This window comes from Nocardioides sp. zg-DK7169 (assembly GCF_013155365.1).
In the GTDB taxonomy this organism is placed as follows: domain Bacteria; phylum Actinomycetota; class Actinomycetes; order Propionibacteriales; family Nocardioidaceae; genus Nocardioides.
Window position 1 is genome coordinate 321,871 of record NZ_JABJRA010000006.1, and the last position, 11,755, is coordinate 333,625.

An 11,755-nucleotide genomic window follows, 5' to 3' on the forward strand; every position below is an offset into this window, starting at 1 on the left:
CTGTCACACGTCCGGGGAGCCCTCTTTACCCCCTGTGCGGGCCCTCATGCGCCCTGAGGCGTCCCCAGCGGTCCGGGAGTCAGGAGACCCACTCCTTGACCTGGGCGATCGTGGCGACCGGGTCGTCGGTCACCGGGGCGACCTGGAGGCTGGTCACGCCGGCCTCGCGGAACGCCGCGATCCGCTCCTGGACGTAGGACGCGGGACCGACCAGGTTGCCCGCCTCGAGCCACTCCAGCGGGACCTTCGCCTCGGCCTCGCGCTTCTTGCCCGAGAGGTAGAGGTCCTGGATCTCCGCGGCCTCCTTCTCGTAGCCGTAGTGGCAGGCCAGCTCGTTGTAGAAGTTCTTGCCCCGCGCGCCCATGCCGCCGACGTAGAGGGCGTACATCGGACGCATCAGGTCCAGCAGGCCCTTCACGTCCTCGCCGATGGCGACCATGCCGCCGGCGCTGATCTCGAGCGGCGCGAGGTCGGGGGAGCGCTTCGCGGCGCCGCGGGCGAGGGCCTCGCCCCACACCGACTGCGCCTTCTCGGGGAAGAAGAGGAACGGCAGCCAGCCGTCCGCGACCTCGGCGGTCATCGCCACGTTGCGCTCGCCGAGCGCGGCCACCCACAGCGGGACGGCCGGTCGCTCGGGCTTGTTGAGCAGCTTGAGCGGCTTGCCGAGGCCGAGGCCCTGGTCCTCGGGCAGCGGGAGGGTGAAGATGCCGTCGTGGACCAGCGGCTCGCGGCGCAGGCCCATCCGGATGATCTCGATGACCTCGCGGGTGCGTCCCAGCGGCCGGTCGTAGGGCAGGCCGTGGAAGCCCTCGACCACCTGAGGGCCGGAGGCGCCGAGACCGATGACGGCGCGGCCGCCGGAGACGTTGTCCAGCCCGGCCGCGGTCTGCAGCAGCGCCCCGGGCGTGCGGGAGTAGACGTTGAGGATCCCGGCGCCGATCTCGACTGTCTCGGTGCGCGCGGCGAGGTAGCCCATGAGCGTCGGCGCGTCGAAGCCGTACGGCTCGGCGACCCAGATGGTGTCCAGGCCGGCCTTCTCGAGGCCGACCACCTGGTCGGCGCTCTCGCGGGGGTTGCCGGCGTACACCAGGGGCATCGACAGCTTCATGGTCACCTCTTCGGGCCTCGACGTCAGGACACCGCCGTCCTTGACAGCGGAACTGTCAACGTAGCAGCGCGTGCCACTCCTCGATACTCCGCCGCGCGCCCCGGTGCCGGTGCTGGGATCATCGCGGGACAGACCGTCGCTGAACCGAGGAGAGCACCTTGTCGTCGTCGTCGTACCGCATCGCCGTGATCGGAGGCACCGGCCCGCAGGGCAAGGGCCTGGGCTACCGCTTCGCCCGTCACGGCCACACCGTCGTGCTCGGCTCCCGCTCGGCGGAGAAGGCCGAGCCGGTGGCCCAGGAGGTCACCGAGCGGCTGGCCGGCGTCGAGGGTGCCGGCAGCGTCACCGGCGCCTCGAACGCCGACGCGGTCGCCGCCGCCGACGTGGTGCTGCTCGCGGTGCCGTGGGACGGCCACGACGAGCTGGTCGCCACGTTGGACCTCGCCGGCAAGACCGTGATCTCGTGCGTGAACCCGCTCGCCTTCGACAAGCGCGGCGCGCACGGCCGGGTCATCGACGAGGGCGAGGGCTCGGCCGCCGAGCACGCCCAGTCGCTCGCCCCCGAGGCGACCGTCGTCGGCGCCTTCCACAACGTCTCGGCCGTCCACCTGTGGGGCGACCACGACTACCTCGACGAGGACGTCCTCGTCGTCGGTGACGTCGTCGAGGCCAAGCAGGTCGCCCAGGACCTCGCGGTCGCGGTCACCAGCCGCCGCGGCGTCGACGCCGGCAAGCTGCGCCTGGCCCGGGTCCTCGAGCCGCTCACCGCGGTGCTGATCTCGGTGAACCGCAAGTACAAGGTCAACTCCGGCATCCGCCTCAGCGGCCTGGAGGACGTCGAGCGCTGAGCGCGGCCGTGCTGTGGGTCAGTCCTGGTGCTTGCCGTTCCAGCTGTCCCACAGCGCGGCGTACGACCCGCCGGCCTCGACCAGCTCGTCGTGCGAGCCGAGCTCGCTGATCCGCCCGTCCTCGACCACGGCCACCCGGTCGGCGTCGTGGGCGGAGAAGAGCCGGTGCGCGATCGCGATGACCGTGCGGCCCTCGAGGACCGCGCCCAGCGAGCGCTCCAGGTGCCGCGCGGCGCGCGGGTCGATCAGCGAGGTCGCCTCGTCGAGCACCAGGGTGTGCGGGTCGGCCAGCACCAGCCGGGCGAGCGCGACCTGCTGGGCCTGTGCGGCGCTCAGCGTGGCGCCGCCGGAGCCGACCACCTCGTCCAGCCCGGCCGGCAGCGCCTCGACCCAGCCGAGCGCGTCGACGGCGTCCAGCGCCGCGCGGACCGCGTCGTCGTCGGCGCCGGGACGGGCCAGGACGACGTTGTCGCGCACCGTGCCCGCGAAGACGTGGTGCTCCTGGGTCACCAGCGCGACGTGGCCGCGCAGGTCGTCGAGCGGCAGCTCGGTCAGCCCCACACCGCCCACGGTCACCGAGCCGGTGCGCGGCGGGTGGATGCCGGCGAGCAGCCGGCCCAGCGTGGACTTGCCGGCGCCCGAGGGGCCGACCATCGCGATCCGCTCGCCGACGCCGACCTTCAGGTCGACGCCGTGCAGGACGTCGCGGCCCTCGACGTAGGAGAACCGCACGTCGGCGGCCTCGATCTGCTCGCCGTCCGGCCGGGCGCCGGTGACCTCGCGGTCGTCGGGCACCTGGGCGACGCCGAGCAGGCGGGCCAGCGACGCGGCGCCCATCTGGAGCTCGTCGAGGATCGAGACGATGCGGTCCACCGGGTCGATGAGCATCTGCACGTAGAGCACCGCGGCGGTGACGTCGCCGAGGGAGACCCGGCCCTCGGTGTAGAGGTAGCCGCCGAGCAGCAGCGTCGCCACCGTGGGGATCAGGTAGGACAGCTCCATGCTCGGGAAGAACACGGTGCGCAGGTGCAGCGTGTAACGCTCGGCGCGGTAGGACTCGCGGATGTCGTCGTCGATCGCGCCGAGCCGCTCGTCGGCCAGGTCCAGCGCCTCGACGGTGCGCGCGCCCTCGACGGTCTCGGTGAGCGTGGCGTTGATGGCCGAGTACGACGCGCTCTCGCGCAGGTAGCCGTCCTTGGCGCGGGCGAGGTACCAACGCAGGCCGATCACGAGCGGCGGGACGCCGAGCAGGCACGGCAGCGCCACCCACCAGCCGACGCTGATCGCGGCGGCGAAGGTGATCACGGCGGTGACCAGCGCGATCGTCCACTCCGGCAGCGCCCACCGCACCGACCAGCCGAGCTGGTCGACGTCGCGGGAGGTGCGGGTGAGCAGGTCCCCGGAGCCGGCCGACTCCACGACCCCGACGGGCAGGGCGAGGGAGCTCTCGACGAAGTCCTCGCGCAGCTCGGCGAGCACCTGCTCGCCGAGCACCTGGCTGAGGTAGCGGGCGAAGCGGGTCAGGACGGTCTGGAGGACCACGAACCCCGCGAGGAGCAGCATGATCTCGTCGACGTGGCCTGCGGTGGTGCCCAGCTCGACCGCCTCGACGAGGTCGCCGAGCAGGCGCGGTGCGGCGAGCGCGGCCGCGGCGGCCAGGACGTGCAGGCCCAGGGCGCCGAACAGCAGCCGCGGGTGGCGGCGGGCGAGGCGCTTGACGTAGGAGCGCAGGGCGCGGCTGTCGGCGACCGGCAGGGCGGTGGTGCTCATGCGCGCAGCTCCTCGTTGTCCGTGGCGGTGTCCGGTGCGACGTCCGCGGCGGTCTCGCGGGTGACGACCGCGCGGTAGTCGGGGCAGGAGGCGAGCAGGTCGGCGTGGGTGCCGGTCGCCACGACCACGCCGTCGCGCAGGAACGCGACCTCCTCGACCGCGTCGAGCATCAGCGGGCTGGAGCTGGTGACCACCGTGGTGCGACCGGCGCGCTGGGCGTGCAGCCGCGCCGCGATGCGCGCCTCGGTGTGGGCGTCGACCGCGGAGGTCGGCTCGACGAGGACCAGCACCTCGGGGTCGCTGGTGAGCGCGCGGGCCAGCACCAGGCGCTGGCGCTGGCCGCCGGAGAAGGAGCGGCCTCGCTCGGCGACGCGGGTGTCCAGGCCGTCGGGGAGGGCGGCGAGGATGTCGTCGGCCGACGCGGTGTCCAGCGCCCGGGCGACCCGGTCGCCGCCGGTGCCGGTGACGTCGAGGCGGTCGCCCAGGCGCCCGGAGAAGAAGACCGAGGCGGTGTCGGAGACCACGATCCGCTCGCGCACGTCCGCGCGGCGCAGGTCGGGCAGGGCGACCCCGCCGAGGGTCACGTCGCGGTCCACCTCGGCCGCGCACATGCCCAGCCGGTCGGCCAGGGCCGCGGCCTCGTCGGGGTGCTCGCTGACGATCGCGACGAGCGAGCCGGCCCGCACCTTCAGCCCGCTGCGCGCGTCCACCAGGTCCGAGCCCGGGGGCGGGGGCGTGGCCGGCACCGCGGGGTCGGTGTGGTCGGGGGTCAGCGCCAGCACCCGGGCGACCCGGCGCGCGGAGACCCGGCCCCGGATCAGCTTGTTGGCGTACTCGGTGGCGGTGCGCAGCGGGATCATCAAGAACGCGGAGTAGCCGTAGAAGGCCACCAGCTCACCGGCGGTGATGCGCCCCTCCACGGCGTACCGCGCCCCGATCCAGACGACGACCACGACGAAGACGCCGGGCAGGAAGACCTGGAGCGCGTCGAGGACCGACTGCACCTTGGCGACCCGGACGCCGGCGCGGCGGGTGGCCTGGGACTGGCGCACGTAGCGGTCGTGGAAGACCTGCTCGCCGCCGATGCCGCGCAGCACCCGCAGCCCCGAGACGATGTCGGAGGCGGTGTTGGACAGCGAGCCCATCAGCTCGCGCTGCTCGGTGCTGCGGCGCTGGAGCGGGGCGAGGACCGGCCCGACCAGCAGCATCAGCAGCGGTACGCCGAGGAGCACCACCAGGCCCAGGGTGACCGAGGTCTGCAGCAGGATCACCGCGACGACCACGAACGACACGACGGCGCCGGCGAAGCGCGCCGAGACGTCCATGACCTGGCCCAGGTGGGACAGGTCGCTGGTGCCGATCGCCACGACCTCGCCGGTGGAGACCTTGCGCGGCAGCGTGCCGCCGAGGTGCACGGCGTGGCGCCCGACGAGCTGGACGGTGCGGTAGGCGGCGATCAGCCAGTTCGTGACCGCGAAGCGGTGGCGCATGATGCCGCTGGCCGACTGCACCAGCCCGATGAGCAGCATCAGGGCGGCGAGCTCGAGCAGCGCGTCACGGTCGCGCGCGGCCACGCCGCGGTCGATGGCCAGGCCGATGACGGCCGGCATCGCGGCCTGGGTGCACATCCAGACGATGCCGAAGAGCATCCCCATGACCAGGGTGCGCCACTGCTGGCGGGCCAGCCACCACAGGAACCTCCCGGGGGAGCGGTGGTCGGCGGTGCCGGGATGGGCGTGGGGGAGCTGGTGCACCGACCGACAGTACGTAAGGGGCTGCGGCGTGATCCAGTCGTTATCGAGGGTGCCGGTGGGTGCCGGGGGCCGACAGGAGCAGCGGCAGCACGACCAGCAGGACGAGGAGCACCGCCGCGACCACGGAGCCGGTGACGAGTGCGGCGCTGCGGTCCACGACCACGTCGAAGATCAGCACCGTGATGCCGCTGACCAGGAGCGCCAGGCAGCCGAGCACGCCGGCCATCAGCCAGTGGGTCGCGTCGACGATCAGCTCCTTGACGTGACGACCGCTCAGTCGCCGGTGCACCGCGACCGGCGTCAGCACCAGCGCGGTGGTCAGGGCGGCGAGCAGCACCAGGCCGAGGTACCAGCCGCGCTGGAAGGCGTCGAGGTCGTCGAAGGCCTCCTGGAAGGGGAGGGTGAGCAGGAAGCCGGCGGTGAGCTGGGCGCCGGTCTGCATGACCCGCAGCTCCTGGAGCTGGTCGGCGAACTTGCGGTCCAGGCGCTCCGCGGGCGTCTCGCGCCGCCCGCCCTGGTCGACCGGATCCATCGGCTCCACCGCACCTCCCGGTGCTCGGGCTTGGGCTGCCCGTCCCTAGGCGGGGTCGCCCCCGCTCGGCACGGCCAGGTCCTCCACGACCTCGGTACCCGGGAGCCGGGCGAGGAGGCTCCCCGGCACCAGCAGCTTGGAGCGCCGCAGCCCGGTGCCGATGACGGCGACCTCGCAGTCCAGCACCCGGCTGTCGGCGAGCACGCGCCATCCGGCGGGCAGCCCGACCGGGGTGATCCCGCCGTGCTCCATGCCCGACTCCGCGACCGCGCGGTCCATCGCGAGGAACGACGCCTTGCGCACGTCGAGCAGCCGCTTGACCCGGCTGTTGACGTCGGCGCGGGTGTCGGCTCGCACCAGGCACGCCGCGACCCGCTCGGCGCCGTCGCGCCGGCCCGCGACCACCACGCAGTTCACGCTCCAGGCGAGCGGGACCTCGTACGCCTCGCTCATGGCGGCGGTGTCGGCGAGGGCGGGGTCGATCTCGACGACGGCAACCTGGTCGGCGTGCTCCCAGCCGGCGAGGGCGGCGGCGACCGGCGCCGCGAGCAGCTCGGGGTGCTCGCGGGCGGCCAGCGAGGGGAGCGTCGGAAGCGAGGGAAGCGCAGGCATGGCGCCCATGATGGCGCGGCCCCGGGCATTCATCCCCGCGCCACGGTCCGGACACGGGCGCGCCACCCCCGCGCGACCCGGGCATGGGAGGCATGGTCCGTGAGCCTGCCGACGAGCCTGCTGACCCGTCCCCCGACCGTGCGCCCCGGCCCGGGCCCGACCAGGCGGACGGCGAGCCTCGTCGTGACCCCGGAGGTCGTCGCGCACCGCGGCGCCAGCGGACACCGCCCCGAGCACACGCTGGACGCCTACCGCACCGCGATCCGGATGGGCGCCGACGCCCTCGAGCTGGACCTGGTGCCCACCGCCGACGGGGTGCTGGTGGCGCGCCACGAGAACGAGCTGAGCCGCACCACGGACGTCGCCGAGCGCCCGGAGCTGGCCCACCTGCGCACCACGCGGGTGGTCGCGGGGACGACGCTCACCGGCTGGTTCAGCGAGGACCTGACCCTCGCGCAGCTGAGGACCCTGACGGCGCGCGAGCGGATGCCGGGGCTGCGGCCGGGCAACACCCGCCACGACGGCCGTGAGGGGGTGGCGACCTTCACCGAGGTGCTGGCGATGCTGGGGGCCGAGTCGACCCGGGCCGGGCGGAGCATCGCGCTGCTGGTCGAGATCAAGGAGCCGGCGTACTTCGCCGGGCGCGGGATCGCGGTGGAGGAGCCGCTGCTCGCCGACCTGGCCCGGTACGGGCTCGACGGGCCGCGCTCGCCGGTGGTGCTGATGTCCTTCGACGGCGGTGTCCTGCGGCGCCTGGCCGCGCGGACCCGCCTGCCGCTGGTCCGGCTGCTCGACCTCGGCGACGACGTCGGCCCCGCGGCGCTCGACGAGATCGAGACGTACGCCGACGGGCTGGGCGTCCACCACGAGCTGGTGCTGCCGCGCACCCCCGAGGGGTTTCTCGCGCCGGCGACCGGGCTGGTCCGCGACGCGCACCGGCGCTGGCTGGGCGTCCACGTGTGGACCCTGCGCGCGGAGAACCGGTTCCTGGCCCGCGAGCACCGGCGCGGCGCCGACCCCGCCGGCCACGGCGACGTGGGGGCCGCGGCCGCCGCGCTGCTGGCGGCCGGGGTGGACGGGCTGATCACCGACCACCCCGACCTGGTGCTGCCCGCCGTCCGGGCGCTCGCCTGAGCGGTGCGCGCCCGGACGGCGCTGCCTCAGAGCAGGTCGTCGAGGTCGGTGTCCCGGCCGGCCTGCGCGGCCGGACGGGAGCGGCGCCTCGCCGCGAGCACGCTGGCGGCGAGGCCACCGGCTCCCGCGAGCACCCACGGGAGGGGCAGCAGGAAACGGATCGCGTCGCCGGTCACCACGTCGCCCTTGACCAGGGCCCAGACCGCCACCAGGCCGACCAGGGCGATGCCCATCACGAGCGGGCCGACGCTGAGCGGGTGCCGCCCACCGGTGTCGGGGGTGCTCCAGCGGTCGTCGTAGCTGCTCATCGGCCCGCCTCCTGGGACTCGGTGTGGACCCGGACCCGGCCGATGCCGAGGTCCGCGGTGATCTCGAGCGCCTCGCCCGAGGGGCCGGTGGTCCCGGTGCTGGTGATGCCCAGCCCCCCGTCGTCGTGCTCGAAGACCTCCGCGCTGCCGATGCCGACGTCCGCGGTCACCTCGACCCGCAGGTCGTCGGGGACGATCACCTCCACGCGGCCCACGCCCCCGTCGATCTCGATCGAGCGGCCGGCGAGCGCCTCGGGGTCCTCGAGCGCGGTGAGGTCGAGGACCAGGTCGCCGGCATCCATGTCGTAGGAGCTCTCGACCTCGAGCGAGGTCAGCGGGCGGTACTGCGCGTCGGTCTCGGTGAGGTTCTCACCGACGGCGGTGCCGCCCATCACGAGGGCGGCGACCAGCCCGACGGGGATCAGCCCGCCGGTGCGGCCGAAGAACGCGCCGACCAGCAGCATCACCCCGCAGGTGGCGGTGACGAGGGCGGCGTACGCGCTGTCCGGGACCGGGGCGCCCGCAGCGTCGATGAGACCGAGGATCCCGACGCCGAGCGCCGCGAGGGCCATGGCGGGCCAGAACAGCCGCGGCCCGCGGCGGGCCGGGTTCGGCGGGGTCGGCGGCGCGACGTGCTGCCAGACGTAGGGGGTGCCCGGGCCGGCGTACGGCGCGGCGTACGGGCCGGTGCTCCAGCCCGCGGGCTCGGTCTGGGGTGCGGCGCCGGGGGCGTCGACGGGGGTGTCGGCAGGGGCGTCGGGGGCCGGCGCGACGGTCGCGTCGGGAGAGTCCGCAGGCGCGGCGCCGGGCGCTGCAGGCGCGGCGTACTGCTGGGCGTAGGGGTACTGCGCGTACGGGTGCGGGCCGTAGGGGTGCTGATAGGGCCGCGGCGGCGGTGGGGTGCCCTGGCGCCGGCTGCGGGTGACGAGCACCAGCGCGATCGCGCCGAGGATCGCCAGGGGCCACGGGAAGCCGATCACGCCCCACGAGTCGCCGGCGAGCGCGAGCCCGGCGAGTCCGGCGGCGACCAGCAGCACGATGCTGCGGGTGCGGTCGTCGAGGCGCACGGGGGCCTCGGTGCCGTCGTCCTGCGGGACCAGCAGCCAGCAGGCGCCGTACAGCAGCAGCCCGGCGCCGCCGAAGAAGATCAGGACCACGAACGCGACCCGCAGGATCACCGGGTCGATGTCGAGGTGGCGGCCCAGGCCGCCGGCGACGCCGGCGACGTGGCGGTCGGTGGTGCTGCGCCGCAGCCGACCGAGGTCGCGCAGCTCGTCGGCGCGGGGCCGGGGGCCCTGCTCCGGTCCGACGGGGGCGTCGGGTGGTGTCGTGGTCATGGCCCCAGCCTGCCGTCCCGGCGGCCCGCCCACCATCGGGGACGACCCTGATCCGCACCTGGGGAATCCCGCCGCGGGACGGCTCGGGTGCCGGGGAAGGACCGGGGTCGGACCAGGGGTCGGACCCCTGCGGCGGGAGCGCCGGTTGTGTGACGATGGGAACCGTCATGAGCAGCCCGTCCAGCACCGCGCCGACCCCGGCGGCCGGGGCCCCGTACCAGCCGCGCAAGGCCTACCGCGACACCCACGACGTCGTGATCGGCGGCGTCGCCTCGGGCCTGGCCCGGCACCTCGGCCTGCCGGTGCTCACCGTGCGGGTGGCGTTCCTGGTGCTGGCGCTCTTCGGCTTTCTCGGCGTCGCGCTGTACGCCGGGCTGTGGATGGTGCTGCCGGCCGACAACCGGTTCGCCGCCGACGCGCCGGGCCTGGAGGCCGCCACCCGCGACGGTCGGCGCCCCGGCCAGCGGCGCCGCTGGCAGGACTACGGCCCGATGATCGCGCTGCACACCCTGGCCTTCGGCCTGGTGCTGACCGCGGAGGCGATCTTCGGTCGCGGGGCGATCTTCTGGCCGGTCTTCCTCGGGCTGGTGGGGCTGGCGCTGCTGTGGCGCCAGGCCGACGAGGCCCAGCGGGAGCGCTGGCGCGACACCAGCGGCCGGGTCGACCCGCTGCGCATCGTGTTCGGCACCGGCGGCTGGGGCGCGGTCGCCCGGGTCGCCGCGGGGGTGAGCCTGGTCGTCGCCGCCGCGCTCATCGTGGGTCTCGACGGGGCCTCGCTGTCCGACGCCCGGGGCGCGATCGCCGGTGCGGTCCTGGTGCTGCTCGGCATCGCGGTGGTCGTCGGGCCCTGGGTGCTCCGCCTGGCCACCGACCTCTCGGCCGAGCGCGAGGAGCGGGTCCGCAGCCAGGAGCGCGCCGACGTGGCCGCGCACCTGCACGACTCGGTCCTCCAGACGCTCGCACTGATCCAGAAGAACGCCACCGACGCGGCCACGGTCGCCCGGCTGGCCCGCGCCCAGGAGCGCGACCTGCGCGCCTGGCTCTACGCGGGGGAGGCGCACGACGAGCGCACCCTCGCCAGCGCGCTGCGCGTCGCGATGGCCGAGATCGAGGACGCCCACGGCATCAGCGTCGACGTCGTGACCGTCGGCGACTGCGACTTCGACGAGCAGCTGCGCCCGGTCCTCGCCGCCGCCCGCGAGGCGGTCACCAACGTCGCCAAGCACGCCGGCACCGGTCGCGCGGACGTCTACTCCGAGGTCACCGACGCAGGTGTCGACATCTTCGTGCGCGACCGCGGCCGCGGCTTCGACCCCGACGACATCCCCACCGACCGCTACGGCGTGCGCCACAGCATCGTGGACCGCCTCCAGCGCCACGGGGGCAGCGCCGAGATCCGCTCGGCGCCCGGCGAGGGCACCGAGGTGCGCCTGCACCTGCCCCGCCCCACCAGCACCGACCCGCACCGAGGAGACGAGAGATGACCGAGCCGGACGCCCCCACGACGGGACCTGCGGGCGGCAGCACCGCACCTGGCGCCGCCTCCGGCGCGCCGGTGCGCGTGGTCGTGGTGGACGACCACGCGATGTTCCGCCGCGGCGTGCGTGCCGAGCTCGCGGCGGTCGGGGCCGGGGTGGTGGACGTGGTCGCCGAGGCCGCCGACGTGGACGAGGCGGTCGCGGCCGTGCGCGCGCACCGACCCGACGTCGTGCTGCTCGACGTACACCTGCCCGGCGGCGGTGGGGTCGAGGTGATGCGTCGCCAGCCGCCGGACGGCACCCGCTACCTCGCGCTGAGCGTCTCCGACGCCGCCGAGGACGTGATCGGCACGATCCGCGGCGGGGCGCGCGGCTACGTCACCAAGACCATCACCGGACCCGAGCTCGTCGACGCCGTACGCCGGGTCGCCGACGGCGACGCGGTCTTCTCCCCGCGACTGGCCGGCTTCGTGCTCGACGCCTTCGCCGGCTCCATCGAGCTCACCGCGGTCGACGAGGACCTGGACCGCCTCACCGAGCGCGAGCGCGAGGTGATGCGCCTGATCGCCCGCGGCTACGCCTACAAGGAGGTGGCCAAGGAGCTCTTCATCTCGATCAAGACCGTCGAGACCCACATGTCCAGCGTGCTGCGCAAGCTCCAGCTCTCCTCGCGCCACGAGCTCACCCGCTGGGCCTCCGACCGCCGCCTCCTCTGACCCCGGCCTGTCGTTCAATCGAGACTTCTGACGGTCGAGTCGAGGGCGGAGTCAGGCGGTCGAAGCAACGCTGAGTGATTGGCGGTGTGGTGATGCCGAAGTTCGTGCCGTACGACGATGTGAACGAGGTCTTCGACCTGGTCTGTTCAGGGATGTCG

11 protein-coding genes are annotated in these 11,755 nt (G+C 74.5%); 4 read left to right on the plus strand and 7 right to left on the minus strand.

What is annotated here, in order from left to right:
* Nucleotides 1–79: 79 nt before the first annotated feature.
* Nucleotides 80–1,108: an LLM class F420-dependent oxidoreductase gene (locus tag HOQ23_RS12255; protein ID WP_172214861.1), complete on the minus strand. Its 1,029-nt coding sequence runs from the start codon at nt 1,106–1,108 to the stop codon at nt 80–82.
* A gap of 158 nt (nt 1,109–1,266) precedes the next feature.
* Here HOQ23_RS12255 and npdG point away from each other — a divergent pair, with 158 nt between their 5' ends.
* Nucleotides 1,267–1,956 carry an NADPH-dependent F420 reductase gene (gene npdG, locus HOQ23_RS12260; protein WP_172214862.1) on the plus strand — a complete coding sequence of 230 codons (690 nt, stop codon included), beginning with the start codon at nt 1,267–1,269 and terminating at the stop codon, nt 1,954–1,956.
* 18 nt (nt 1,957–1,974) lie between these two features.
* On the opposite strand, the gene HOQ23_RS12265 is transcribed toward npdG, so the two are convergent.
* The 4 genes from HOQ23_RS12265 to HOQ23_RS12280 are packed head-to-tail and all read right to left on the minus strand — an operon-like array spanning nt 1,975 to nt 6,633.
* Nucleotides 1,975–3,726 (minus strand): ABC transporter ATP-binding protein, encoded by a 1,752-nt coding sequence (locus HOQ23_RS12265; RefSeq protein WP_172214863.1) that lies wholly within the window; start codon nt 3,724–3,726, stop codon nt 1,975–1,977.
* Nucleotides 3,723–5,480 carry an ABC transporter ATP-binding protein gene (locus HOQ23_RS12270; protein ID WP_172214864.1) on the minus strand — a complete coding sequence of 586 codons (1,758 nt, stop codon included), beginning with the start codon at nt 5,478–5,480 and terminating at the stop codon, nt 3,723–3,725. The genes HOQ23_RS12265 and HOQ23_RS12270 overlap by 4 nt, the downstream gene beginning before the upstream one ends.
* Before the next feature lie 40 nt (nt 5,481–5,520).
* Complete coding sequence (locus tag HOQ23_RS12275; RefSeq protein ID WP_172214865.1) at nt 5,521–6,012, minus strand: DUF6328 family protein; 492 nt, start codon at nt 6,010–6,012, stop codon at nt 5,521–5,523.
* Between the two features lie 45 nt (nt 6,013–6,057).
* Nucleotides 6,058–6,633: a YbaK/EbsC family protein gene (locus tag HOQ23_RS12280; RefSeq protein WP_172214866.1), complete on the minus strand. Its 576-nt coding sequence runs from the start codon at nt 6,631–6,633 to the stop codon at nt 6,058–6,060.
* A gap of 90 nt (nt 6,634–6,723) precedes the next feature.
* Here HOQ23_RS12280 and HOQ23_RS12285 point away from each other — a divergent pair, with 90 nt between their 5' ends.
* The gene (locus HOQ23_RS12285; RefSeq protein ID WP_367650478.1) at nt 6,724–7,758 is read left to right on the plus strand and encodes a glycerophosphodiester phosphodiesterase family protein; all 1,035 of its coding nucleotides are present in this window, start codon (nt 6,724–6,726) and stop codon (nt 7,756–7,758) included.
* 26 nt (nt 7,759–7,784) lie between these two features.
* Here HOQ23_RS12285 and HOQ23_RS12290 read toward each other — a convergent pair whose 3' ends face one another.
* On the minus strand, nt 7,785–8,066 hold the full coding sequence (locus HOQ23_RS12290) for a hypothetical protein (protein WP_172214867.1): 282 nt from the start codon (nt 8,064–8,066) through the stop codon (nt 7,785–7,787).
* Nucleotides 8,063–9,403 (minus strand): PspC domain-containing protein, encoded by a 1,341-nt coding sequence (locus HOQ23_RS12295; RefSeq protein WP_172214868.1) that lies wholly within the window; start codon nt 9,401–9,403, stop codon nt 8,063–8,065. The genes HOQ23_RS12290 and HOQ23_RS12295 overlap by 4 nt, the downstream gene beginning before the upstream one ends.
* A 167-nt stretch (nt 9,404–9,570) precedes the next feature.
* On the opposite strand from HOQ23_RS12295, the gene HOQ23_RS12300 reads away from it, so the two are divergent.
* Nucleotides 9,571–10,887: an ATP-binding protein gene (locus tag HOQ23_RS12300; protein ID WP_172214869.1), complete on the plus strand. Its 1,317-nt coding sequence runs from the start codon at nt 9,571–9,573 to the stop codon at nt 10,885–10,887.
* Nucleotides 10,884–11,597, plus strand: coding sequence for a response regulator transcription factor (locus tag HOQ23_RS12305; RefSeq protein ID WP_172214870.1), 714 nt, complete (start codon nt 10,884–10,886; stop codon nt 11,595–11,597). Before HOQ23_RS12300 ends, HOQ23_RS12305 begins: the two co-directional genes overlap by 4 nt.
* Nucleotides 11,598–11,755 lie beyond the last annotated feature (158 nt).

Bases quoted from the DNA above. Each gene is read 5' to 3' on its own strand.
- HOQ23_RS12255 (WP_172214861.1), bottom strand. From the start codon at position 1,108: ATGAAGCTGTCGATGCCCCTGGTGTACGCCGGCAACCCCCGCGAGAGC.
- HOQ23_RS12265 (WP_172214863.1), bottom strand. From the start codon at position 3,726: ATGAGCACCACCGCCCTGCCGGTCGCCGACAGCCGCGCCCTGCGCTCC.
- HOQ23_RS12275 (WP_172214865.1), bottom strand. From the start codon at position 6,012: ATGGATCCGGTCGACCAGGGCGGGCGGCGCGAGACGCCCGCGGAGCGC.
- HOQ23_RS12280 (WP_172214866.1), bottom strand. From the start codon at position 6,633: ATGGGCGCCATGCCTGCGCTTCCCTCGCTTCCGACGCTCCCCTCGCTG.
- HOQ23_RS12290 (WP_172214867.1), bottom strand. From the start codon at position 8,066: ATGAGCAGCTACGACGACCGCTGGAGCACCCCCGACACCGGTGGGCGG.
- HOQ23_RS12295 (WP_172214868.1), bottom strand. From the start codon at position 9,403: ATGACCACGACACCACCCGACGCCCCCGTCGGACCGGAGCAGGGCCCC.
- HOQ23_RS12300 (WP_172214869.1), top strand. From the start codon at position 9,571: ATGAGCAGCCCGTCCAGCACCGCGCCGACCCCGGCGGCCGGGGCCCCG.
- HOQ23_RS12305 (WP_172214870.1), top strand. From the start codon at position 10,884: ATGACCGAGCCGGACGCCCCCACGACGGGACCTGCGGGCGGCAGCACC.